The organism is Nocardia sp. NBC_01388, from assembly GCF_045040085.1.
Classification (GTDB): Bacteria; Actinomycetota; Actinomycetes; order Mycobacteriales; family Mycobacteriaceae; genus Nocardia.
On the sequence record NZ_CP109553.1, the window covers coordinates 1,722,851 to 1,745,607 of the forward strand.

At 67.0% G+C, this 22,757-nt stretch carries 23 protein-coding genes; 9 read left to right on the plus strand and 14 right to left on the minus strand.

Annotation, left to right across the window (positions count from 1 at the left end):
- Window positions 1-181: 181 nt before the first annotated feature.
- Window positions 182-2,065 (plus strand): exodeoxyribonuclease V subunit alpha, encoded by a 1,884-nt coding sequence (recD, locus tag OG716_RS07995; protein WP_405137037.1) that lies wholly within the window; start codon window positions 182-184, stop codon window positions 2,063-2,065.
- Between the two features lie 349 nt (window positions 2,066-2,414).
- Window positions 2,415-3,899 (plus strand): flavin-containing monooxygenase, encoded by a 1,485-nt coding sequence (locus OG716_RS08000; protein WP_405137038.1) that lies wholly within the window; start codon window positions 2,415-2,417, stop codon window positions 3,897-3,899.
- 22 nt (window positions 3,900-3,921) lie between these two features.
- Here OG716_RS08000 and OG716_RS08005 read toward each other — a convergent pair whose 3' ends face one another.
- Together OG716_RS08005 and OG716_RS08010 are read right to left on the minus strand one after the other, a co-directional pair.
- On the minus strand, window positions 3,922-4,383 hold the full coding sequence (locus OG716_RS08005) for a hypothetical protein (protein ID WP_405137039.1): 462 nt from the start codon (window positions 4,381-4,383) through the stop codon (window positions 3,922-3,924).
- A gap of 110 nt (window positions 4,384-4,493) precedes the next feature.
- Window positions 4,494-5,177 (minus strand): TetR/AcrR family transcriptional regulator, encoded by a 684-nt coding sequence (locus OG716_RS08010; protein WP_405137040.1) that lies wholly within the window; start codon window positions 5,175-5,177, stop codon window positions 4,494-4,496.
- A gap of 130 nt (window positions 5,178-5,307) precedes the next feature.
- On the opposite strand from OG716_RS08010, the gene OG716_RS08015 reads away from it, so the two are divergent.
- The 5 genes from OG716_RS08015 to OG716_RS08035 all read left to right on the plus strand — a co-directional run bounded on the left by OG716_RS08015 (window position 5,308) and on the right by OG716_RS08035 (window position 9,873).
- Window positions 5,308-6,879, plus strand: a complete 1,572-nt coding sequence (locus OG716_RS08015) for a succinic semialdehyde dehydrogenase (RefSeq protein WP_405137041.1) — start codon at window positions 5,308-5,310, stop codon at window positions 6,877-6,879.
- 34 nt (window positions 6,880-6,913) lie between these two features.
- Window positions 6,914-7,738, plus strand: coding sequence for an SDR family NAD(P)-dependent oxidoreductase (locus OG716_RS08020; protein WP_405137042.1), 825 nt, complete (start codon window positions 6,914-6,916; stop codon window positions 7,736-7,738).
- 221 nt (window positions 7,739-7,959) lie between these two features.
- Complete coding sequence (locus tag OG716_RS08025) at window positions 7,960-8,289, plus strand: SPFH domain-containing protein (RefSeq protein ID WP_405137043.1); 330 nt, start codon at window positions 7,960-7,962, stop codon at window positions 8,287-8,289.
- A 16-nt stretch (window positions 8,290-8,305) separates the two neighbouring features.
- Window positions 8,306-9,355 carry a hypothetical protein gene (locus tag OG716_RS08030; protein ID WP_405137044.1) on the plus strand — a complete coding sequence of 350 codons (1,050 nt, stop codon included), beginning with the start codon at window positions 8,306-8,308 and terminating at the stop codon, window positions 9,353-9,355.
- A 17-nt stretch (window positions 9,356-9,372) separates the two neighbouring features.
- On the plus strand, window positions 9,373-9,873 hold the full coding sequence (locus OG716_RS08035; protein ID WP_405137045.1) for a hypothetical protein: 501 nt from the start codon (window positions 9,373-9,375) through the stop codon (window positions 9,871-9,873).
- A gap of 145 nt (window positions 9,874-10,018) precedes the next feature.
- On the opposite strand, the gene OG716_RS08040 is transcribed toward OG716_RS08035, so the two are convergent.
- The 3 genes from OG716_RS08040 to OG716_RS08050 are packed head-to-tail and all read right to left on the minus strand — an operon-like array spanning window position 10,019 to window position 12,499.
- Window positions 10,019-10,735 (minus strand): HAD family hydrolase, encoded by a 717-nt coding sequence (locus OG716_RS08040; protein WP_405137046.1) that lies wholly within the window; start codon window positions 10,733-10,735, stop codon window positions 10,019-10,021.
- A complete protein-coding gene (locus OG716_RS08045) occupies window positions 10,732-11,595 on the minus strand; it encodes a putative protein N(5)-glutamine methyltransferase (protein ID WP_405137047.1) in 864 nt (287 codons plus the stop codon). The genes OG716_RS08040 and OG716_RS08045 overlap by 4 nt, the downstream gene beginning before the upstream one ends.
- A gap of 43 nt (window positions 11,596-11,638) precedes the next feature.
- Window positions 11,639-12,499 carry a YdcF family protein gene (locus OG716_RS08050; protein WP_405137048.1) on the minus strand — a complete coding sequence of 287 codons (861 nt, stop codon included), beginning with the start codon at window positions 12,497-12,499 and terminating at the stop codon, window positions 11,639-11,641.
- Between the two features lie 232 nt (window positions 12,500-12,731).
- Between OG716_RS08050 and OG716_RS08055 the strand changes: the two genes are divergently transcribed.
- Window positions 12,732-13,580 carry a bifunctional 5,10-methylenetetrahydrofolate dehydrogenase/5,10-methenyltetrahydrofolate cyclohydrolase gene (locus tag OG716_RS08055; protein ID WP_405137049.1) on the plus strand — a complete coding sequence of 283 codons (849 nt, stop codon included), beginning with the start codon at window positions 12,732-12,734 and terminating at the stop codon, window positions 13,578-13,580.
- A 118-nt stretch (window positions 13,581-13,698) separates the two neighbouring features.
- Here OG716_RS08055 and OG716_RS08060 read toward each other — a convergent pair whose 3' ends face one another.
- Window positions 13,699-14,448: a L,D-transpeptidase gene (locus OG716_RS08060; protein ID WP_355122003.1), complete on the minus strand. Its 750-nt coding sequence runs from the start codon at window positions 14,446-14,448 to the stop codon at window positions 13,699-13,701.
- A gap of 241 nt (window positions 14,449-14,689) precedes the next feature.
- The gene (locus OG716_RS08065) at window positions 14,690-15,340 is read right to left on the minus strand and encodes a cyclodeaminase/cyclohydrolase family protein (RefSeq protein WP_405137050.1); all 651 of its coding nucleotides are present in this window, start codon (window positions 15,338-15,340) and stop codon (window positions 14,690-14,692) included.
- Window positions 15,341-15,449: 109 nt separating this feature from the next.
- Here OG716_RS08065 and OG716_RS08070 point away from each other — a divergent pair, with 109 nt between their 5' ends.
- Window positions 15,450-16,490, plus strand: a complete 1,041-nt coding sequence (locus OG716_RS08070; RefSeq protein ID WP_405137051.1) for an LLM class F420-dependent oxidoreductase — start codon at window positions 15,450-15,452, stop codon at window positions 16,488-16,490.
- Between the two features lie 99 nt (window positions 16,491-16,589).
- On the opposite strand, the gene OG716_RS08075 is transcribed toward OG716_RS08070, so the two are convergent.
- The 7 genes from OG716_RS08075 to OG716_RS08105 form a co-directional block, all read right to left on the minus strand.
- Window positions 16,590-16,925 carry an STAS domain-containing protein gene (locus tag OG716_RS08075; protein WP_327146596.1) on the minus strand — a complete coding sequence of 112 codons (336 nt, stop codon included), beginning with the start codon at window positions 16,923-16,925 and terminating at the stop codon, window positions 16,590-16,592.
- 191 nt (window positions 16,926-17,116) lie between these two features.
- The gene (locus OG716_RS08080) at window positions 17,117-19,402 is read right to left on the minus strand and encodes a SpoIIE family protein phosphatase (protein ID WP_405137052.1); all 2,286 of its coding nucleotides are present in this window, start codon (window positions 19,400-19,402) and stop codon (window positions 17,117-17,119) included.
- Between the two features lie 88 nt (window positions 19,403-19,490).
- Entirely contained in the window at window positions 19,491-20,213 is a 723-nt protein-coding gene (locus tag OG716_RS08085; protein ID WP_355121996.1) for a SpoIIE family protein phosphatase, read from the minus strand.
- On the minus strand, window positions 20,206-20,622 hold the full coding sequence (locus OG716_RS08090) for an ATP-binding protein (protein WP_405139583.1): 417 nt from the start codon (window positions 20,620-20,622) through the stop codon (window positions 20,206-20,208). Before OG716_RS08090 ends, OG716_RS08085 begins: the two co-directional genes overlap by 8 nt.
- Complete coding sequence (locus tag OG716_RS08095; protein WP_297615682.1) at window positions 20,609-20,998, minus strand: STAS domain-containing protein; 390 nt, start codon at window positions 20,996-20,998, stop codon at window positions 20,609-20,611. The genes OG716_RS08090 and OG716_RS08095 overlap by 14 nt, the downstream gene beginning before the upstream one ends.
- 14 nt (window positions 20,999-21,012) lie before the next feature.
- A complete protein-coding gene (locus OG716_RS08100; RefSeq protein ID WP_327139916.1) occupies window positions 21,013-21,909 on the minus strand; it encodes an STAS domain-containing protein in 897 nt (298 codons plus the stop codon).
- 197 nt (window positions 21,910-22,106) lie between these two features.
- On the minus strand, window positions 22,107-22,610 hold the full coding sequence (locus OG716_RS08105; RefSeq protein ID WP_355121992.1) for a MarR family transcriptional regulator: 504 nt from the start codon (window positions 22,608-22,610) through the stop codon (window positions 22,107-22,109).
- Window positions 22,611-22,757: the final 147 nt, after the last annotated feature.

Genomic DNA, 22,757 nt, shown 5'->3' on the forward strand with positions numbered 1-22,757 from the left:
TGGACCGGGTGCGCCGAAACCGGTTGGGACGTGGCCAGTGCGGATCCCGGCCGCCATGCGCGTGTCGCGGAGGCGGATGTTCGACATGTGGGGAGGGCGGGCGGCGATATCGCGAGTGGGAGCTCGACGCCGTGATGTGCTCTGAGCCGGGCACGGCGGGCTTCGGTCGGGGGGCGGTCTGATGACGTCGATTCAGTTGGCGCAGCGGGGGAGCGGGCTGTTGCAGACGTTCAATGCGGCCGGGGTGTTGTCGGCGGCGGATCTGCATGTGGCCTATCGGCTCGGGCGGTTGGGGCAGGAGAGTTCGGGGGCGGTGCTGTTCGCGACCGCGCTGGCGGTGCGTGCGGTGCGGTCGGGTTCGGTATGCCTGGAAGTGCGGCGGATGCACGAGATCGGCGTGGATGCCGAGGGCACCGAGGAGTCCTCGATCGATCCGGCGACGCTGCCGTGGCCGGATGTGGACGAGGTCATCGCGGCGCTGCGCAAGAGTCCGCTGGTGTGCGGGAGCCCCGCTGGGCCACTACGACCCTTGCGATTGATCGACCCGCCCGGATCGGACGCCGGTCCGCTGCTCTACCTGGATCGGTACTACCGGCAGGAGGAGACGATCCGGCAGGCGCTCACCGAGCGCTCCACCACCCAGCCCATGGTGGATGCGGAACTGGTTCGGCGCGAGCTGGATCGGCTGTTTCCCGGTGAGGGCGGGCCGGGGGAGCCGCCGGATCGGCAGCGGCTCGCGGTCGCGCTGGCGGCGACGCAGTGGACCACCGTGGTGGCGGGCGGCCCGGGCACCGGCAAAACGCACACCATCGCGCGCGTGCTGGCGCTGCTGGTGGCGCATCAGCAGGCCATGCCGGGGGCGCCCGCGCTGCGCATCGCATTGGCCGCACCCACCGGCAAAGCCGCAGCGCGACTGCAGGAGTCGGTGCGCGAGCAGGCCGGTGATATCGGCCTGCCCGAGCTCACCGCCGCCACCCTGCACCGCCTGCTGGGCTGGCAGCGCGGCGGTGCGAGCCGGTTCAAGCATCACGAGTTCAACCGGCTGCCCTACGACGTGATCGTGGTGGACGAAACCTCCATGGTGTCCTTGACCATGATGAGCCGGCTGCTGCCCGCCGTCCGCCCCGATGCCCGCCTGGTGCTCGTCGGCGACCCGGATCAGCTGGCCTCCGTCGACGCCGGTGCGGTGCTGGCCGACCTCGTCGCCGGACCGATTGCGGGCCAGGCGAATCCGGCGCTGGAGAAGATACTCGGCGGCGAATTGCGGGATACCGCAGGCCATCCCGATGCGCTGTCGGTCCGCGAGCGAGAACGACTGCGCGGCGGCATCGTTCGCCTCACCCGCGGCCGCCGCTTCGGCGGTCGCATTGCCGAACTCGCGGTGGCCGTGCGGGCGGGCGATGCGGATACCGCCTGGGAACTGCTGGTCGCCGGTGGGACCGAATTGACTCTGCACGGTCCGGACGACACGGCGGAGGTGCGCACGGATGTGCTGCGGGCGGCCCGGGCCGCCACGGATGCGGCCGAGGACGGCGATGCCACCGCCGCACTCACCGCCCTCGAATCGCACCGCCTGCTCTGCGCACACCGCCAGGGCCCCTACGGTGTCGAACGCTGGGACCGCCTGGCCGCGAGCTGGGTGGTCGCCGCCGGCATCAGCACCGATCCCGGTCCCGGACACTGGTATCCGGGCCAGCCCCTCCTGGTCACCGCCAACGACCACGAGGCCCGCATCTACAACGGCGACACCGGCGTCATCGTCCGCGCCCCCGACGGCACCCTGCGCGCCGCCCTGCAACGCGGCACCGAGCCCTACCTGGTGCACCCCACCCAGTTCCCCGGCGTCACCACCGTCTACGCCATGACCATCCACCGCAGCCAGGGCAGCCAATACGACACCGTCTCGGTAGTCCTCCCCGGCCCCGAATCCACCCTCCTCACCCGAGAGTTGCTCTACACAGCCATCACCCGCGCCCGCCGCCACGTCCGAGTCCTCGGCACCGAAGAATCCATCCGCGCCGCCATCGGCCGCCGCGTCCTCCGAGCCAGCGGCCTGCGCGCCTAGCCCCTGCATCGAGAGGGCTCTGGCGGTGGCAGTGCACCTGGCGTGTCGCCACCACCAGAGCCCACTCGGCGAATGGATCGGCGCGGGAGCAAGATCACCAGGAAGTGGGGATGGGGTGTTCTCGCACGATGCCGCCCTCAGTTCCTGGTGATCAGCTGTCCGGGTCGATATCGGGGCCGGAGCGCCGGGTGGGGCGTCGGGCGGATTCCTCTCGGGTTCGTGGGCTGCTTCGGTCCTGCGCCGGTGCCGCGGTGGATACGCTGGAATTCAGGGTGCGGAGGCACCGGCCGGGCTGCCCTTGCGAATGTGAGCCGCGAGCGCCGGATTCGGGCGAATCGAAGGAGTATCGATGAGCGGCACGCCGGAGCACGTCGATGTGCTCATTGTGGGGGCCGGACTCTCCGGGGTGGGGGCGGCCTATCATGTGCAGCGGGCGTTTCCGGGGCGGACCTATGCGATTCTGGAGATGCGGGAGGCGATCGGGGGGACGTGGGATCTGTTCCGCTATCCGGGGATTCGGTCTGATTCGGATATGTTCACGCTCGGGTACCGGTTCCGGCCGTGGCTGGGGGACAAGGCCATTGCCGATGGGGGTTCGATTCTCGAGTATGTGCGGGACACGGCCGCCGAGGGCGGGATCGATAAGCACATTCGGTATCGGCATCGGGTGGTGCGGGCGGATTGGTCTTCGATCGACGATCGGTGGACGGTGACCGCCGACCATGACGGCGAATCGGTGACCATGACCGCGAACTTTCTGTTCAGCTGCTCCGGCTACTACCGGTACGACGAGGGCTACACCCCGGATTTTGCTGGCATGCAGCGCTTTCGCGGGCCTGTTGTGCATCCGCAGCACTGGCCGCAGCAGTTGGAGGTGGCGGGCAAGCGGGTGGTCATCATCGGCTCCGGCGCGACGGCGGTGACGCTCGGCCCGGCGCTGACCGAACAGGGCGCGCAGGTGATCATGCTGCAGCGCTCACCGTCGTACATCATCTCCATGCCCGCGCGGGACGCCATTGCCGATCGGCTGCGCCGAATCCTGCCCGCCCGTGCGGCATACGGATTGGCGCGCGCCAAGAACGTCGGCTTCAGCACCGCGATGTACCAGATCTCGCAGCGCTATCCGAAGCGTATGCGCGCCTGGATTCACGGCCTGCAAGAGCGTTGGCTCCCTGCGGGTTACGACATCGACACGCATTTCAATCCGCCCTACAACCCGTGGGATCAGCGATTGTGCCTGGTGCCCGACGGCGATCTGTTCCGGGCCATCCGGCACGACAAGCTGGAGATGGTCACCGACCGTATCGAGACCTTCACCGAGACCGGCCTGCATCTGGAGTCGGGCCGCGACCTCGAGGCCGACATCATCATCACCGCAACGGGTTTGAACCTCGTGGCCTTCGGCGATATCGCCCTGACGGTGGACGGCGAACCCGTCGAACTCCCGAATACCATGGCCTACAAGGCCATGATGCTCTCCGACGTCCCCAATTTCGCCTTCATCATCGGCTACACCAACGCCTCCTGGACCCTCAAGGCAGATCTGGTGTGCGAGTACGTGGTTCGCCTGCTCCGCTACATGGACTCGCACGGCTACGCCAAGGCCACCCCCGTCCGCGACCCGTCGGTCGGCACGGCCCCCTTCCTGGACTTCGAGCCCGGCTATGTCCTGCGCGCCCTCGATCGCCTCCCCAAGCAAGGCGACCGCGCCCCCTGGAAACTGCATATGAACTACCTGCGCGACCTCCCGAAACTCCGCTACGGCACGGTCACCGATCCGGCCATGCGCTTCGAGCGCGCGAGCAAACCTGATCGGGTATCGAGCGCTCCGTAGCGGACCATCCTCGACTGCGGCTCTAGCTCCGTGGGATGGCGCGAACAACCCGCTCGCGTGGAGCCAGCAGGCAGAGCACGGCCAGGACGAGCCCGCCGCCGACCAGGTACAGGCCCCAACTGCCACTCAGCAGCGTGCGGTAGTCCGTGCGCAGCTCATGATCGAACTGCTCGTCGAGCCGCCAGGTGAGCACGCCCAGGCTCGCCAGCCCGGCCAGTACGCCGAGCCAGCCCAGCACCCGGGAACCGAAGAGCGCGGCCAGCAGCACGACGAGCGCGACACCGAGCAGCACGATGGCCAGGGACACCACCAGCGAGACGGATTGATTGCCGGCCTGATCGATGGTCTGCCCGGAACCGAAGCCATTGCGCAGATCCGACAGCCGGACATGCCGGGCCTCGACCGTGCCGAGCAGCGGACCGAATGTGCCGACGGCGATGGCGATGGCACAGGCGAAAAGCAGCAGGTGAACGAAAGTTCGCATAAACCACGGTAGGTGCAATCCGGGCACGGCGCCGGGAACCTGGCCGGTCCGGCAGGCGAATGCCGCGATTTGCTCCGCGCGCGAAAGTAGCTGGTGAGCGGGCTGCGCTCTCAATCAGCGGCGAAGAGCCCGGGGATCGTCAGGGCGTATTCGACGTCTTCGCGGCGTCCGAGGGTGACCAGAACACTGCGAATCATGGTGAGCCGGGCCGCCGCGATGGTGTCGGGACCGGGTTCGCCGCCCGCGGAAATCCGGTAGACCACGAACTCGCAGGTTTGCAGGGCGGTGTCCAGATCCAGGGGAGCCGGTACCGGGCGGCCCAGTTCGACGAACTTGGTGCGAACGAGTTCGCGAATATCGTCCAGGGCCCGCTCCCGATAGGAGGAGACGGGTGAGCCGGGGTCGTGCAGTTCCGCGAAGAGCGGGGAGAGCATCGGGCCGTGGCCGCTCGCCCAGTAGAGATAGGCCTCGATCATATTGATGCCCAGCTGAACCGGCTCTTCGGTGCGTTCGAGCGCGGCGCGAATGCCGCCGACCAGATCGTCGTTCGAGAGGGTCAGGACCGCGTGCAGGGGTTCGACGGCATTGGCGAAATAGCGATAGAAGGTCGGCCGGGCCAGTCCGGCCGCGTCGATGATGCGGGCGACGCTCAGCCCGCGCGAACCGTGTTCGGCGAAGACATCGGCGGTGGCCAGGACGATGCGCGCACGCACCTGATCGGCCTGCTGCGCCGTCTGTGGCGGGCGGCCGCGCCGGGCTGCGGTGGAGGCCGTTGCCGTGGAGGCCGCCGTCATAGGTGGCCACCGCGCGTACGGCTTGACATGAGGTGCGTCACGCCCATTAATCTAACACTAGTGTTCACCTAACATCGGTGTTCAGTAAATAGCGGGCCCGCCCGCGTCCGACTCCTCGAGAGGGCGACCAATGTCGACTGCCCCGCAGCTCGCCGCCGCCGATGCACTGCCGTTCGACCTGGTACAGCGACTGCTCGGCCATGCGGTCGCGGGCGGCGCGCCGTCGGTCGAGATCTTCGCGCCGGCCACCGGCCGCAAGATCGTCGATCTGCCGCAGTCCTCTGTCGCCGATGTGGAGACCGCCTTCACCACCGCGCGCAGCGCCCAGGAGAAGTGGGCGAAGGTGCCGGTCGGGGAGCGCGCGGCACTGCTGCGCCGCATTCACGATCTGGTGCTCGCCGAGCAGGACACCATTCTCGATATCGTGCAGATCGAGACCGGCAAGTCGCGTGTGCACGCGTTCGACGAGGTCTCCGATGTCGCGGTGAACACCCGCTTCTATGCCGCCGAGGGCAAACGCATTCTCGCGCACCGCAAGCCGCGCGGCGTCATGCCGCTGCTGACCCAGGTCGAGGTCCGCAACCGGCCCAAGGGCGTGGTGGCCGTGATCTCACCGTGGAACTATCCGCTCGCGCTGGGCGCCTCGGATGCGCTGCCCGCGCTGCTCGCGGGCAATGCCGTCATCGGCCGCCCGGACAATCAGACCGCGCTGACGCTGCTGTGGGCCATCGATATCGCCGAGCGCGCGGGACTGCCGAAGGGCCTGTGGCAGGCCGTCCTCGGCCGCGGCGCCAAGCTCGGCCCCGAGGTCATCGCCCGCGCCGATTACGTCGACTACACCGGTTCCAGCGCCACCGGCCGCACCATTGCCCAGCAGGCGGGTGAGCGGCTCATCGGCTACTCCCTCGAACTGGGTGGTAAGAATCCGCTGCTGGTGCTGGAGGACGCCGATGTGTCCGCCGCCGCCAAGATCGCGGTGCGCGCCTGCTTCGCCTCGGCCGGGCAGCTGTGCGAATCGATCGAGCGAATCTATGTGCACGACAAGGTGTATGACCAGTTCGTCACCGAATTCGTGGCCAATACGAAGAAGCTCGCGCTCGGCAAGACCCTCGACTTCGATTATGAGATCGGCTCGCTCACCTTCCCGCGCCAGATCGACACTGTCAGTAAGCATGTCGATGATGCCGTCGCCAAGGGCGCGACCGTGCTCGCGGGCGGTAAGGCGCGCCCCGAACTCGGCCCGTACTTCTACGAGCCGACGATTCTCGCGGAGGTGCGCGAGGGGATGACGGTCTTCCGCGAGGAAACCTTCGGGCCGGTCGTCTCGGTGTACCGCGTCGCCAGCGATGACGAGGCCGTGACCCAGGCCAATGACACCGCCTACGGCCTCAATGCCAGTGTGTGGAGCCGGAATACGGACCGCGGACGCGAGATCGCCGCTCGCGTCAATGCCGGTTCGGTGAACGTCAATGAGGGCTTCATCGCCGCCTGGGGTTCGGTGGCCGCACCGTCCGGCGGGCTCGGCATCTCCGGCACCGGTCGCAGGCACGGTCCGGAGGGCCTGCTCAAGTACGTCGACACCCAGACCATCGCGGTGCAGCGCATGCTGCCCATCGCCCCGCTGCCCGGCATGTCGGAGCAGCTGTGGGCCAAGACCATGACGGTCTACCTGGGCGTCATGAAGTCGTTGCGGCAGAAGTGATTCGCGGACAATCGGAACAGGGGAGCAGCACGAAATGAAGAACGTAGCGGGCAAGAAGGTCCTCGTCACGGGCGCCGCTATGGGCCTGGGCAAATCGTTCGCGGAGCGGGCGGTGCGCGAACAGGCCGCCCAGGTGGTGCTCTGGGATATCAATGAGCAGGCACTGAAGGAGACGGCCGCCGAGCTGGCGGCCTTGGGCGGCAGCAGCATTCACCACTATGTGGTCGACGTCTCCGATCGCGATGCCATCGCCGAGCACGGTGCGGCGGTGCGCGAGCAGGTCGGCGATATCGATGTGCTGATCAACAACGCGGGCATCGTGCGCGGCAACGGCTACTTCTGGGAGACCGAGAACCGGGCCGATATCGACAAGACCATGGCCATCAATTCCCTTGCGCCCATGTACATCACGCTGGAGTTCCTGCCGGCGATGGTGAAGAACAGCGGCGAGGCGCGGGTGCTGAACATCGCCTCGTCGGCGGCGCTGGTCGCGAATCCGCGCATGAGCGTGTACGCGGCCTCGAAGTGGGCGGCGCTGGGCTGGTCGGATTCGGTGCGGCTGGAGCTCGAGCAGTCCGGCAACGAGCACGTCAAGTTCACCACGGTCTGCCCGACCTACATCAATACCGGAATGTTCGACGGCGCCAAGGGCTTCCTGTTCACCCCGATCCTGGAGCAGGAGGAGGTCGTGAACACCTCCTGGGAGGAGATGAAGAAGGGTGCGGCGCTGGTGGTGCTGCCCTGGACCTCGCGGCTCAACCGCGCCATCTCCGGACTGCTGCCGCTGAAGGTGCGCGACTTCTACCTCAACAGCGTCGGCGTCTATCACTCCATGGACGAGTTCACCGGCCGCAAGTAGCTTTTCGAGCGATGGCCCGCGGGGGAGATGCTCCCCACGCGGGCCTTTCCATGTCCGGGGCAGGCCGTCATTTCCGGGCCGAATCCACTGGTCAGCGGAACGCGATAACACCGGGGGCGCCTGCGTGCGATAGCAGTTCGCGTGGGACACGAGCGTTTACACGCCTGTGCGATACTCGCGCAGGGCGGGCGCTGTGCCCGAAGGGAGGAACAGGAGACTTCATGGGCCTGATGGACATGATCCGGGGCGAATTCGTCGACATCATCGAGTGGCTCGACGACACCCGCACCACCTTGGCGTGGCGATTCCCGCGCTACGACAACGAGATCAAGAACGGTGCGGAACTCATCGTCCGGGAGGGTCAGCGCGCGGTCTTCGTCTACCGGGGGCAGCTGGCCGACCAGTACGGTCCCGGGCACTACCAGCTCACCACCGAGAATATGCCGATCATGTCCACCCTGCAGGGGTGGCGGCACGGCTTCAATTCGCCGTTCCGGTCCGAGGTGTACTTCATCAATACCCGGCCTGTCACCGTGCCCCAACTGCGGTAATCGCTCGGCCATCACCGTGCCGAACACTCCGGTGCAGGCGCGTGAGCTCGGGCCTGCCATTGCGGAGTTGCGGCAGATCCAGGCCGGTCAGGCCGGGCCGCAGGTCACGGGGGAGCGGGAGGTGAAGTGTCAGAACTGCGGTGGGACAACCGGATTCAGCGGCACGCTCACCGCCACCCGGTGCCCCTACTGCGCGACGCCGATCCAGCGCGACGATGTGCACAATGCGCCCGCACGGCTCCCGGTGGACGGGCTGCTGCCCTTCCACGTCGGGGAGAAGCAGGCCCGGGATCTGGTCGAGAAGTGGGTCTCAGGACGGTGGTTCGCACCGTCCAAATTCCGCAAGTACCGGCGGATCGGGGCGTTCTCGAGCCTCTACACCGCGTACTTCACCTACGACGCCGATACCGGCACCTGGTATCAGGGTGAGCGCGGCGAGGACTATCAGGTGCGGACCGGCACCGATGAAGACGGCGATCCGATCTACGAGACGCGTACCCGCTGGTTTCCGGTGTCCGGTGAGGTGAGCAATCAGTTCGCGGATCTCCCGGTGCTCGCCAACGAGAACCTGAACCGCTCGCGCATTCGCGCGCTGGAGCCGTGGCCGGTCGAGGAAGCGCGTTCGTACTCACCGGAATTCGTCGCGGGTCATCTGTGCCGCACCTACGACAACGACGCGGAACAGTCGCTGCCCGAGGCGCGGCAGCGCATGGAGCAGGCGATCGAGAGTACGGTGCACGCCGCGATCGGCGGCGACCGCCAGATCGTGCACGAGTCCAACACCTCGTGGAACTGGTTGGCGTACAAGCATCTGCTGCTGCCGATCTGGCTGCTGACCGTCGTCTATATGGACAAGCCGTACCAGGTGTACATCAACGGCCTCACCGGTGAGGTTTCCGGTGACCGCCCCTGGAGCAAGATCAAGATCATTGCCTTGATCGTGGCGGTGCTCGTCGCCATCGTGGCGCTCATCCTGGTGTACAACGGACTGCACGGCCATCACTCGGCCACCAGCCGGACCACGGTCCCCCGGCCGCCGAATACGGCGCCCGGACACCACAATTAGCGGATGAGGGTGTAGCGATGGTGTGGGTGCTCGTACTTCTGATAGTGCTCGCCGTGGCGATCGGCGGCGGCACAGCGCTGCTCTCGAAACGCCAGAAACAGGCGGTCGGCGCCGCGAATCAGGTGGTGCCAGGCACCCCCACCAAGGCGCCCGCCTCCTGGGCGGGTTCCCACGACCCGGCCCCCCGTCTGCACCGCCGCCTGCGCGACACCATGACCGCTCTGCGCACCGCCGACGCTCTCGACGACGGCACCACCCTCGTCCTGCGCGCCGAACTGGAACAGGCCGCCCTGTCCTGGGATGACCGCCTGGTGGCCATGGCCGCCCTCCCACCCGCAGCCGCCGCCGACCAACTGAAACTGGCCACCGACGCCGTCGCGTCCATCGAATCCGGCGTAGCCCAATACATCTCGGCCGCCACCCAGCGGACCGACGCGGACACCGCGGCGGCCCTGGCCGCCGCCCGCGGCCAACTCGACATCGCCGCCGAAATCCGAAAGTCGATGGAGGCCAGTTGATCTGACAGATCTGCCACGGCCGTCTCGATCGCGAGCAGCGCGACGCCAGTAGCAGGGGTGTCGTGCCGATTGCCGTGGATCAGGGTGTTCGGTTGGTCCGGTCCGAGTTCGCGCAAGGTGGCCGGGCGGGTGCGTTCGGCAGCTGTCAAAGGGTGTCGAGGCCGGAGGCGAACGTTGTAGCGCTCAACTCCACCAGGGACGGGATGATGGTGACGCCGTCTCGGTGGGCGACGCCCCGGGCGGTGCGGTCGAGCCAGTAGGCGCGCAGACCGGCATTGCGGGCGCCCAGGCCGTCGGTGTCGAAGCGGTCGCCGACATAGGCGACCTCGTCCGGCGGGAGCTCCAGCATTGTGCAGCCCGCGAGGAAGATGGCCGGATCCGGTTTGGCCGTGCCGAATTCGGCGGAGCACAGGACCGCGTCACCGAAGTGGTCGAGCAGGCCCACCGAGCGGAGTTTGTCCTGCTGGTGTGCCAGTGCGGAATTGGAGACGATGCCGAGGGCCACCTGACCCGCCAGGGCGCGCAGCGTCGGCGGGACATCGGGGAAGGTGATCCAGGCGACGTCGCGGCGGGCGGCGTAGTCGGCGAACCAGGCGGACGGATCGGTGACCCTGATGCCGATATGTGCCAGGAACAGTTCGGTGCGCACCAGCTGCTGGCCCTTGAAGGTGAGCTCGCCGGCCAGAAAGCGCGGGTAGTGCTCTTCCTCCAGGCTGCGCCAGAGCGCTACCGCCTCGTCCGGTGATTCGAACAGCCAGAGCTGGTCCTCGGCGCGCAGATGACCGAGCAGGCCGATGCGCGCGGTGGCCGCGTAATCGATGAGGGTGTCGTCGACGTCGAAGAGAATGCCGCGAATGCTCATCCGCCCACGCCCACCGGCAGGGGACGGGTGCCGATGACCACCGTCGCGCCGATTTCCTCGTCCTCGGCAATGCGTGCGGTCAGCCCGTGCTCGCGCATGACGGCTACGGCGCGCGGCGCCTGCGATTCGCTCTCCTCCACCAGCAGATGTCCGCCCGGTGCGAGCCACTGGGTGGCCACGGCGGCGATCCGGCGCAGTACGTCGAGTCCGTCCGGGCCACCGTCCAGCGTCACCCGCGGTTCGTGGTCACGCGCCTCCGGCGGCATATGGGCAATCTCCGCGGACGGGACGTACGGGGTATTGGCGAGCAGAATCCGCACGCGCCCGGCCAATTCGGCGGGCACCGGATCGAAGAGATCGCCCTCCAGCACCCGCGCGTCCAGCGCAGCGAGATTGCGGCGGGCGCAGGCGACGGCGGGCGGTTCGATATCACAGGCAGTGAGTTCCACTCGAATACCTTCCGCCGCAAGCTCGGTCGCGAATGCCATCCCGAGTGCACCGCTGCCGCAGCACATATCGATCGCGACGATCGACGACCCGGACGCTGAGCCGCCGTCGCGCGCGAGCGAGACGGCCTGCTCGACCAGGAAGCCGGTACGCTGCCGGGGAACGAACACCTCGGGCGTCACCGCGACCCGTATTCCGCGAAATTCCGCCCACCCCAGCAGATGCTCCAGCGGTACGCCGGCAATGCGCTGCACCACAAGCGATTCCAGCTGCTCGGCAGCGGTGGCGGCGGCAACCAGCAGCTCGGCTTCCTCCTCCGCGAAGACACAACCGGCCGTCCGGAGTCGCACGACCAGGGTATCGGTATCGGGAGAACTCACTGCGCCATTGTGCCCGCCCCGACCTGCGCACATGCCATGCGGGTCGGAACGGGCGGTAGGAAGCGGCGCGGACCTGCTAGCGCGAGGTGGGCAGCAGCAGGGTGCGCGTGGCGTCGAGATAGATGCCGCGCTGACTGGCGCGAGCCGGCGGCGCCAGTGAGGAAACCAGCTGCTCGAGCGAGGTGGTGGCACCGACAACCGGGATGCCCGCCACAATGAAATCCGCGACCGCACGGCGAATGTGATTGGGCGAGGTGACCACGATCGCGCTGGTCGCGCCCGCCTTGCGCAGCATATCGGTACCGAAGAGCGCATTCTGCACGGTGGATCCGGCACGATGGTCGGCCACGATCCGATTGGCCGGAATGCCATGGCCGATCAGCCAGCCCTGCATGGCCGCCGCCTCGGTGATCCCGTTCTGCGGATTGCCGCCGGTCACCAGAATCGGGGACATCGGCGAGGCGATCGCCTGCAGCCAGGCCGCCTGCAAGCGGTTCACCAGTTCGGGCCGCATACTGCCGTCGGGCAGCAGACCGTAGCCCAGCACCGCGATACCGGTGGCCGGTCCGGCAATGGCCGGAATCGGATTGGGCAGGGTGCCGACCGCGGACCCGATGGCCCGGAACACATTCCGGGTGCCGTCGGCCAGCTGCGGATTCAGGCCGTTGAGCCGGTTGAGCGCCACTTCCCGGGTAACCAGGTCACCGGTGTAGTCCGACCAGATGGCCTGCAGGGCCAGCGCCTGCGCGTCATCGGGGGATTCGGCGAGCAGATTCCGCAGATCCGCGAGTCCACCGCCCTCGTTGCCATCGGTGAAATTGTCCTGCGCCGAGTTGTAGAGCGCTCCGGCGTCGGCGTGTGCGACGGCCGGTCCATAGAGGGTCAGGGCGGCCGCGGCCGCCACGAGGAGTGTGGGTAAACGCCTGGCGATCTGCACTGCTGTCGACCTTTCGGGGAGGGTCACACATGCTTGCTGGATATCTATGCCTGTTGCTGACTAATGGCTCGGTACCGAATGCTGACACGATACGGCTGACCAGAGCTTTCTTCGGGTATTTGCCGATGCGATTTATAAGGTTTGGACACCGGTGTGAGCGGGAACACATGCGCGCGAATCCGGCCTGCGGTGCGCGCAGTGCGGCACCGCCGGCGGGATAAGGTGTGAATCCGTGGATACGACTTCGCTTATCGGCAAGGAACTCGCCGCCGCCATCAATGCCGACACCAAGGCACGGGCTGCCGCGCTCGCGGAGCAGGGCACCGCGCCGCGCCTGGCGCTGGTGATCGCCAATGACGATCCGGCCAGCATCTGGTACGTGAAGTCGCTCAATCGCGCTGCGGAGCGCAATGGAATCACTTGTGAGAACGTCGATCTCGGCATCGATGCTACCGCCGAGCAGATTCGCGTCAAGCTTGCCGAACTGTCGGCCGACCCGTCGGTGGACGCGATCATGCTGCAGACCCCGCTGCCCAAGGGTGTCGGCCTCGACGATGTGAGCCTGTCGATCGCCGCGGCCAAGGATGTCGACGGCGTCAGCCCGCTGTCCCTGGGCCTGCTGGCCTCCGGCCTTCCGGGCTTCCCGCCCGCCACCTCCGAGGCCGTGGTGGAGCTGGCCAAGTTCCACGCGATTCCGCTCGCCGGTCGCCTGGTCGCCGTCGTGGGCCGCTCCAATGTGGTCGGCAAGCCATTGGCTCAGCTGCTGCTGGCCGAGAATGCCACCGTGACGGTCGCGCACTCCCGCACCACCGATCTGCCGTCGGTGACCTCGGCCGCCGATGTGGTGGTCGCCGCGGTGGGCCGGGCCGGACTGATCACCGGAGAGCACGTGCGCGAAGGCGCGGTTGTGTTCGATGTGGGCACCAATGAGGACGAGAACGGCGATATCACCGGCGATGTGAATGCCGAATCCGTGACCGGTAAGGCCTCGGCGCTGAGCCCCGTGCCCGGCGGCATCGGCCCGGTGACCACCGCGCTGCTCATGCGTCATGTGGTGGAGGCGGCCGAATCGGCGCGCTGAGTTTCCGGGAAACTCGCTGAGTCACACAGAAATCGGGGGCCCGCGAGGGCCCCCGATTTTCGTCCTACCAGTGCTCACCTGTGCTTTTGCAAGTGCTCACCAGTGCTTTTGCAAGTGCTCACCAGTGCGTCGTGACCGGATCACCGATCGCGACATTGTCGTAGTACCACTCCGCGTCGGCCGGCGCGAGGTTGATGCAGCCGTGGCTGACATTCGAATTGCCTTGGGAGTCAACCGACCACGGCGCCGAGTGCACGTACACGCCGCCCGAGGTGAGACGTTCGGCGAATTCGCCGGTCATCAGATAGCCCTCCGGATCGCTCAGCGGAATGCCGATGGTCCGCGAATCGAAGGTCACCGTGCGTTCGCGGGACATGACCGGGAACGTGCCGACCGGAGTCTCCCGGCCGGGTTTGCCCATGGACGCGGGCATTGTTCGCACCACCACGCCCCCGATGGAGACCGTGAAGGTGTGCGCCGACATATCCGCATCGGCCGACGTGCCGCCGTTCGTATCGAACTGGGTGTGCAGGCGACCCACCGACACCGTGATAGGCGCCGAGGTGGGCAGGTAAGCGGCCGGAGTCCAGGTCAACTGACGGTCGTCTACCCAGGAGAAGTGCCCGGCCAAACTGGTTTCGGCGCGTACGCCCACCGCCTGTTCGGCGCGAGCGCGATCAGCGACCGGTGCGGCGAACTGCACCCTGACCGGTGCGGCTATGCCCACCACTTCACCGGGCCCCGGCGAAATCGCCTGCACCGCCGGGATATCGGGTGCTGTCAGCACCGCCCCTGCGGCTCCGGAGCCGAACACGGCTGCTGCCGCGAGTGTTGTTGCGGCAAACAGAAAACGAAACGCGTTCCGCATCGTTCCATCCCTTCGCGAGGGTGTGGTTCTGGGAGCTCAGACTATGACCTGATTATCCCTTTCTTCTGGAAATGTTCTCGCTTCGTGACATTCCACACGGCGTGGACACTTGGGGATAACGAGGCGGCCAGGTATTAGCCAGGCCGCTGGGAGCACGGAAACCGGGTGCCGTTCCACGGCAAAAAAAGTGCCCTGCTCCGAGAGGGAGCAGGGCACTTTTTCGGAAGAGTGTTCGAACGTCTCAGCCGGTGATGGCCGCGATCACATCGTAGTGCAGTGCGTCCGCGCGGGCGATGACCTCGTCGATCTGGGTGAGCACCGGCGCGAACTCCGCACCCGCGCCCACGCCCAGCGACGCCACATTGATGGCGATATTGAGCTGCGAGCTGGCGGCGGCGGACCGCGCGGCATCGGCGGCGGCGCCGATATCGGTGACCACATTGGGGTTGCCGATGGGCAGCAATTCCGTTGCGAGCGAGACGACTTCGTCGGCCGCGGAGACCACGGCGGCGGGCACCCGGGCCGCGCCGAGCAGGGCGGCGGTAATGGCCTCGGTGCGCGCGGCCTGCTGCGCCTCGGTCTCCTTGGCCATCTTGTAGGCGAGACCGACCGCGGTGAAGGCGGCGGCATCGGCATCGGCCAGGGCGAGCGCGCGGTCGCGGGCGATATCGGCGGCCAGAATGATGCGGTCGATGACCGGCCGGTTCTCGGCATCCTTGGCGCGGGTGGTGTAGCGCGCGACCATGGCGACCAGCGCGGCGCCCTGAGCAGCGTGCAGTGCGGCGACGGCGCCGCCACCCGGCGCGGGCACCTTGGCGGCCAGCTCATCCAGGTAGCCCTGCAGTGTCGAGTCACCGAAGGTGGTGATGGCCTGCGCGGCGTCCTGAGTCATGAGAAAGGGCCTCCTCGAGAGTGCGTGGAACGGTGCGAGATTCGCCGCCTACCGTACCGGCTCGGTGCCGCTGGGAGATGGCTGGGATGGTGTCGGTAAGGTCCAAATCATGCGTATCGGATTGTCGATCAATTACACCGACGGCTTCAAAGAGGTAGCCGCCGAGGTCGCCGACCTCGAACGGGCCGGCCTCGATATCGTGTTCGTGCCCGAGGCGTATTCGTTCGACGCGGTGAGCGGCCTCGGCTATCTGGCCGCGAAGACCGAACGGGTGCAGCTGGCTTCGGGCATCATGCAGCTCTACACTCGCACGCCCACCCTGACGGCCATGACGGCCGCCGGTCTGGACTACGTGTCGGACGGCCGCTTCATTCTCGGCCTGGGCGCCTCGGGCCCGCAGGTCATCGAGGGTTTCCACGGTGTGCCCTATGACGCGCCCATCGGCCGCACCCGCGAGGTCCTGGAGATCTGCCGCAAGGTGTGGCGGCGGGAGCGCCTCGAGTACAACGGCAAGTACTACACGATTCCGCTGCCCGTGGAAAAGGGCACCGGTCTGGGCAAGCCGCTCAAGCTCATCAATCACCCTGTGCGCGAGAACATCCCGGTGCTGCTGGCGGCGCTCGGGCCCAAGAACGTCGAGCTGGCGGCGGAAATGGCCGAGGGCTGGCAGCCCATCTTCTTCCTCCCGGAGAAGGCCGACGACATCTGGGGTCAGTCGCTGAAAACCGGTCTGGCCAAGCGTGATCCGGCGCTGGGCAAGCTGGAGATCTTCGCCGGTCCGCCGCTGGCCATCGGCGACAATGTGGAGCCGCTGCGCGAATTCGTGAAGCCGCATCTGGCGCTGTACATCGGCGGTATGGGCGCCAAGGGCAAGAATTTCTATCACACCCTCGCGACCAAGTACGGCTACGGCGCCGAGGCGGACCGCATTCAGGAGCTGTACCTGGCGGGCAAAAAGGATGAGGCCGCCAAGGTCGTTCCCGACGATCTGGTGCGCGATGTCAGCCTGATCGGTTCGGCGTCCTTCGTGAAGGAGCGCGTCGCCGCGTTCCGTGAGGCCGGTGTGACCGCCCTCAATGTGGTGCCCCTGGCCGCCACCAAGGACGAGCGCGTCAAGCTGGTCGAGCAGCTGCGCACCATCTGCGACTGAGGTACTGCGCCTGAGCGAGAGTTACTGCGCCCGGGCATGAAAGAGCCCGCGATACCCGCTGCGTGCGGTGGATATCGCGGGCTTTGTTGTTGCGGGAGGTCAGTTCGTGGTGAGCGCGGACAGCGCCTCGTCGAGTGTCGGATGCATCGAGAAGACCTGGTCCAGATTGGTCATTCGCAGCTGCCGACTGGTGGCGGGCCCGTCGGCGACCACGGCGATGCGGGTCCCGCCGGCACGCTGGTGTGCGGCGACCAGCGCCGCCATGCCCGCGGAGGCCAGGAAGCTCACCTCGGACAGATCGATGACAAGTGCGCCCGGTTTCCCGGCCAGGGTCGATTCGATCGCATTCTCGAGCGCGGGGGCCGTCGCGAGATCGACCTCACCGATCACGGCAAGCACCGTCGCGCCGTCGTGCACGGTGACCGTCGTAGTCATCGTCTCGCCGAGGGGATACGCGTCTCCGGATGTATTGGTCACGTTGGAACAATCTGCCATGATCCGTCCGTTCGTGCTGCATCGTCTGCCACATCGGTATCGGTTCGGTAGCCGGAGTTGTGCGAAAGACCCAGTTACCGCGCCGTTTCTGCGGAATTGCGAAGGCTGTGGCGCATATGTGCCTTCTATGTTTACACGCGACTCGCGGCAGAAAAAGACACTGCGGGCAATCGTGTGGTCATTGCTACCCGAGTGCCGGGGCCGGTGAGGTCGATATCGAGTTGGTCGGTGAGCGCGCGCATCATGGTGATACCGCGGCCGCGATGGCCGGGATCGGAAGGTTGCGGGCGCCAGGTCCCGGTATCGGTGACCACGAGAGTGACTGTGTCGACTCCGGTTTCGGCGGTGAGCAGGACCCGGCCCGCCGCGCCCTCGAGGTAGGCGTGCTCGATGCTGTTGCTGCACGCCTCATTGGCGGCGGCGATCAGATCGGTGGCGGCGTCGTGCGGTACGGCCGCCGTGGTGAGCCAGGATTTCAATTTTCGCCGCATACCGGACAATTCGCCCGCAGTGGACGGCACATCCAAATGCAGTGGGGCCGGCGGCTGGCGGTAGACCACCAGCGCCACATCATCGTCGTAGCCGCCCGCGGGGCGCAGCCGCGACAGCACCGAATCGGCCACCTCGCGCGGCAATTGTCCAGCCGCTCCGGTCAACTCGTCGCCCAGTTCCACGAACCGATCGTCGATATCGACGCCGCGCTCTTCGACGAGACCGTCGGTGAAGAGCACCAGGGTGGAGCCGGGGGCCATGGCGGTGGTGGCCTCGGGGCGGCGCGGCGGATCGAAGGTCGCCAGCGGAACCGCCCGGCCGCCCTCCAGAAGTCGGCCGCGCGTACCGGGTTCGGCCAGTACCAGTGGCATATGCCCGGCGCTGGAATAGCGCACCAGCCCGCGCTCCGGGTCCAGGATGGCGGCGCACACGGTGGTGCACATGGCGCCCGGAATGCGGGCGGCCACCGTATCCAGCTCCGCGAGCAGCTGGGCGGGGCCCGCGCCGCGCAGCAGCAATGCTCTTGCCGCAGTGCGTAATTGGCCCATGACCACGGCGGCTGCGAGGCCACGGCCCACACAGTCGCCCACCACCACGCCCAGGGTGCCGTCCTCCAGGCGCACCACGTCGTACCAGTCGCCGCCGATCTCCAGCGGCGGCAGGGCGGGTTCGTAGTGCACCGAGAAACGCGGGGGCAGTTCGATCGGGCCGAGCATGGCCCGCTGCAGCGTGAGTGAGGTGGAGCGGGCCTGATCGAAGTTCCGGGCGCGCTGTACCGCCAGACTCAAATGCCCGACCAGCAGCGAGAACAGCGCCCAGTCATCGGGGGTGATGACCCGCGGCGCGGCGAAGCGCAACCACAGGGCCGAATCTCCGGCCTCGCCGAGCGGCGCGACAATTCCCTCCGAACTGTCGGTGCCCTCGGGGATGGCGAACATGGTTCGCCCGGGCCGCAATCGTGCTCGATCCAGCAGCGCGCGGGCTCGCGCATCGAGCACCTGCCGAGATTCCCCGCCGTTCGGTGGCTCGCCCGCACGCAACGGCTTGGCGCGGGCGGGCACCGATTCCAGCTGCGGACTGTCATCGGAGACATAGAGATCCGGTCCGGTCTGGCTGTGCGGCCAGACCGAGACGACCGCCGATTCCGCGCCGATGGTGCGGCGCAATTCCTCGAGACCGACACCGAGCACCTCGACCACGCTGGTGGCGGTGCCGACCACGGTGGCCAGTCGCGATACCGCCTGATCACGTGCCTGCGCATCGTGTTCGGCGGTGACGTCGCGAATGGTGCCGACGAAGATGCGCTCGCCGTTCTCGGGTTTCACCAGTGAGCTGGTGGACACGGCCAGCCAGACGCGGCGGCCGTCGCGGTGCCGGATCGGGGTCACGAAGCGGGCGGCATCATTGCCCAGATCGGGATAGCGCGGCGTCTCGGCGGTGGTCCAGGGATGGGGGAGCGGATAGGGAGCGCCGTCGGGGCCGTAACCGGTGAGCGCGCCGAACGACGAATTGACCTCCACCAGAGTGCCTTCGGCGTCGACGACGAAGAAGCCGTCCTGCAGCGATTCCACCAGCGCCGTGCGGAAGGCGTCGCGGCCCGCGAGATCGTCTGCGCGCGAACGCTGTTGCTCGTAGCGGCGATTGCCGTCGAGGAAACCGCGGGTGGCCACATCCAGGGCGGCCATGGTCTGCAGCAGGAATTCGAGGGCGGCCTCGGAGCGGACGTCATCGTTGACCGGGAGCAGGCCCTCCTGCTCCAGAATCCGGAAGTGGTGTTCGGTGAGGTCGAGAATGCTCACGCCCTCGACCAGCGCCCGCCGCCCCAGCTCATAGCCCTCGGCCAGGGTGTTCTGGGTGGGTGCGCGCAGATGCAGGCGCAGCGCGCCGGTATACGCGTCACGAAACGCCGCCAGCACCGAGCTCATGCGGTGTCCTCGCGGCATGAGCGGGAGCCCTGCGTGGTTACGCAGGCAAGCGCGGGGAGGTGGAGCGGCGCCTCCGGGCTCTGACCTCTCATGCCGGTGGCCCCGGAGGGGTGGAGCTCGGGCGTATCGGGCTGGAATGGTGTGTGACCGAATGGCTTTGGCTGGCCTGGCTCAGAATGGAGCGGCCCGGGCTGAGGTGACCGCGATGCCGGGCCGCCAGCACCAGGGCGTCATCGGTGTCCTTGGCATGCCGGGCGAGAATCTCGGCGGTGATCTCGGAGGTCGGCTTGGCCAGATCGATGCGGTCGGAGTAATCGCTGGTAATGCCGTCGGTGGACATGAGCAGCAGATCGCCGGGCCGCACCGCCACGGTTTGCGATTGCAGATTCGGCGGCAGCAGATATCCGACGATGCCGGCCGACAGCAGCGCCGCCGCGCGAATGGCCGGTTTACCGGGAGCCGCTGCCACGATCCGGGTTTCGACATTGCCCACGCCGAGCCAGTGCAGCCGATCAGCGGTGTCGAACAGCGCCAGCGAGACCGCGGCGCCCCGGGTATCGGCCATGGCGCGGTGGCAGAGCAGGATCAGCACGTCCAGCGGTTCGGCGCGATTCTCGGCGAGTACCTGTGCCGCGCGATCGGAGGCGTCGGCGGCCGCGGCGCCGTGGCCCAGCCCGTCCAGAACCGCGAAAAGCACTGAGCCACCGCCCGCGTCGAGTACGACCGACCGGTCTCCGGAGACGCGCTGCCCAGGTAGTGCGCGTCCGGCGACGGCCCATTCGACCGCGCCGATGAAGCCGTCCTCACGCACCGTGGGGCACCCACTTCCACATTTCGACGAGCGTGCCCTGGCCCGGTTCGGAGGTGATCGCGAGTCCGTCCATCAGACGGCGTGCGCCCGGAAGGCCGAGTCCGAGACCACGTCCGGTGGAATAGCCGTCTTCGAGGGCGCGGGGAATGTCGACAATGCCGGGGCCTTGATCCTGCGCCTGCACCACCATGGAGCGGCGGCTCTCGCGATCTCCGACCAGCAGCCGAATCTCGCCTGTCCCTGCATAACTCGTGATATTGCGTGCGACTTCCGAGATTGCGGTCGCAATCATGGTGCGATCAGAGAGCGAGAAGCCCAGAGTGCTTGCCATCTCGAGCCCCGCCTGCCGAGCGGTCACAATGTCGTTGGACACCTTCACCGCGATCACCACGACTTCAGCGGCCACGATCACGACCGTCTCGTTGGCCGCGGTTATTGATCTTGTGGTTGAGCCAGGCCAGCCCTTCTTCGAGATCGAGAGCGGTGTGCATGCCCTCGAAGGTGAGACCGAGCTGAACCATGGCGAAGGCAACCTCGGGTTGCAGGCCGACAATGACCGTTTCCGCGCCTCTCAGCTTGGTCATGTGGGCGATGGTACGCAGCGATCTCGCAGCGAAGGAGTCCATTACGTCGATTGCAGTGACATCGACAATGATTCCCTGGGCCCGATACTTGCTGACGTACTTCATCAAGTCGTCCTGCAAGCGTTCGGTATCGGCGTCGGTGAGTGCGGACTGCACCGACGCGATGAGATAGGTGCCCTGCTTCAGAATGGGTACCGGCATCTGGCTGGCCCGGTTTACCGTCCGTCGCGATCGGCGGGAACTCGCGACACCTCGTAACCGAGCAGTCGCTCCGCCTCTTCGATACCGCCCTGAAGGTCACCGACGGCATTCATCTTCGACAGGTCCAGCCCGATGGTGACCAGCGTGAGCGCGATCTCCGACGACAGGCCGGTGATGATCACGTTCGCGCCCATCAGGCCCGAGGCGTCGACGGTTTGCACCAGGTGGTTCGCGACCGTCGAGTCGATCGCCGGCACGCCGGTGATATCGATGACGACGACCTTGGCGCGATTGGCGCGAATGGCGCGCAGCAGCTGTTCGGTGAGCTGCCTCGCGCGTTGCGAATCCAGCACACCGATGATGGGCAGGATGAGCAGCTGCTCGCGCACCTGCAGCACCGGGGTGGACAGCTCGCGAATCGCCTCTTGCTGCTGGCGGATGACACGCTCGCGTTCCTGCACGAAGGACACGGCCACGGTATTGGCGATGCGGTTGGCGGCCGGTTCGTACGCGTCGAGCACCAGCTTCAGCAGTTCGAAGTCGGTCTGATACTTCTCGAAGAGGCTGCGGGCGAGCACATCTCGCAGCAGGAGCACGATGCCGACGACCTCGTCGGTCTCGACGCCCCGGGGGATGATGCGTTCGGACAGATCGCGTGCGTAGGCCTGCAGCGCTTCAACGCTACCGGTCTCGAGCACCTCGACGTAATTGTCGTAGACGGAGGTGGCTTCGGAGAAGATCTCCTCCGGGGTCATGGCGGTCAGGAGCTGGGCATCGGTGATACGACGGGCCCACTCCTCGCGCAATTCGGTGCGGTTCTGCCGCAAGTGTTCGACGAGCTGCGGGAGCAGATTGTCGACAGAACTCGCGGGCAGTGAATCCGCCGAGAGGCTCATGGACACGTCGGACATGGAAACTCCTGCCCCTTTCGCTAAGGCCAGGTCGGGTGCACGCTCACTCCAACTAGCACGGCGCGGCCGGTTTGCCGACCGTGCGCTCGGTGCCGACCGCCGTCGGAAGCCGGTGCCGAGCCTAGTCTTACCCAGTACCCCCCGTGTGCCAAACCAAACGCCGGTCGAGAGGTATTTCGCCGGGCCGGGTGTGATCTTCACCGGGGGTTTCGTGTGTCTGGTCTTCTGTGGTGTGCGAGCAGGGTGTCGTAGATATCGGCGAGGGCGGTCAGCTGACCGCTGTCGAGAACGTCGATCATGTGCCGCCGCACGCTCTCCACGTGTGCGGGGGCAGCGCCCGCGAGCACCAGCTTGCCCTTGGCGGTGAGGACTGCGGCGGTGCGGCGGGCGTCATCGGGAATGGACTCGCGGGCAACCAGTCCGCGCTTCTCCATCCGGGTGATCTGATGCGAGAGCCGACTCTGCGACCACTCCAGTACGGCGGCCAGTTCGGCGAAGCTGCGGCGGTGATCGGTGGCCTCGGCCAGGCGGGCCAGCACGGTGTATTCGACATAGGTGAGGTTGGATTCGCGCAGGGAGTCGCGTCCGACCGCGGCGGCGATGAGGTCGCGGGTGAACACGAATCCGAGCCACGCGCGCGTCTCGACATCGTCGAGCCAACGGGTTTCGATCACGGTTCCACTCCCGGGTTCTGCTGCCATGCTAATTCCCTCCCCGCCGCGAACAGGCGCATCCTGACAGGTAACACCCCCCGACTTGAAGGTGCAACCTGTGCCGATTCACACAAAGTCACGCTCGATTCACACAAATCCGCACTTGGGCACCCATTCCGGGTGACCTACGGGCAC

Coding starts and splice junctions, on each gene's coding strand:
- recD (WP_405137037.1), top strand. CDS start 182: ATGACGTCGATTCAGTTGGCGCAGCGGGGGAGCGGGCTGTTGCAGACG.
- OG716_RS08000 (WP_405137038.1), top strand. CDS start 2,415: ATGAGCGGCACGCCGGAGCACGTCGATGTGCTCATTGTGGGGGCCGGA.
- OG716_RS08005 (WP_405137039.1), bottom strand. CDS start 4,383: ATGCGAACTTTCGTTCACCTGCTGCTTTTCGCCTGTGCCATCGCCATC.
- OG716_RS08010 (WP_405137040.1), bottom strand. CDS start 5,177: ATGACGGCGGCCTCCACGGCAACGGCCTCCACCGCAGCCCGGCGCGGC.
- OG716_RS08015 (WP_405137041.1), top strand. CDS start 5,308: ATGTCGACTGCCCCGCAGCTCGCCGCCGCCGATGCACTGCCGTTCGAC.
- OG716_RS08020 (WP_405137042.1), top strand. CDS start 6,914: ATGAAGAACGTAGCGGGCAAGAAGGTCCTCGTCACGGGCGCCGCTATG.
- OG716_RS08025 (WP_405137043.1), top strand. CDS start 7,960: ATGGGCCTGATGGACATGATCCGGGGCGAATTCGTCGACATCATCGAG.
- OG716_RS08035 (WP_405137045.1), top strand. CDS start 9,373: ATGGTGTGGGTGCTCGTACTTCTGATAGTGCTCGCCGTGGCGATCGGC.
- OG716_RS08040 (WP_405137046.1), bottom strand. CDS start 10,735: ATGAGCATTCGCGGCATTCTCTTCGACGTCGACGACACCCTCATCGAT.
- OG716_RS08045 (WP_405137047.1), bottom strand. CDS start 11,595: ATGTGCGCAGGTCGGGGCGGGCACAATGGCGCAGTGAGTTCTCCCGAT.
- OG716_RS08060 (WP_355122003.1), bottom strand. CDS start 14,448: ATGCGGAACGCGTTTCGTTTTCTGTTTGCCGCAACAACACTCGCGGCA.
- OG716_RS08065 (WP_405137050.1), bottom strand. CDS start 15,340: ATGACTCAGGACGCCGCGCAGGCCATCACCACCTTCGGTGACTCGACA.
- OG716_RS08070 (WP_405137051.1), top strand. CDS start 15,450: ATGCGTATCGGATTGTCGATCAATTACACCGACGGCTTCAAAGAGGTA.
- OG716_RS08075 (WP_327146596.1), bottom strand. CDS start 16,925: ATGACTACGACGGTCACCGTGCACGACGGCGCGACGGTGCTTGCCGTG.
- OG716_RS08080 (WP_405137052.1), bottom strand. CDS start 19,402: ATGAGCTCGGTGCTGGCGGCGTTTCGTGACGCGTATACCGGCGCGCTG.
- OG716_RS08095 (WP_297615682.1), bottom strand. CDS start 20,998: ATGCCGGTACCCATTCTGAAGCAGGGCACCTATCTCATCGCGTCGGTG.
- OG716_RS08100 (WP_327139916.1), bottom strand. CDS start 21,909: ATGTCCGACGTGTCCATGAGCCTCTCGGCGGATTCACTGCCCGCGAGT.
- OG716_RS08105 (WP_355121992.1), bottom strand. CDS start 22,610: ATGGCAGCAGAACCCGGGAGTGGAACCGTGATCGAAACCCGTTGGCTC.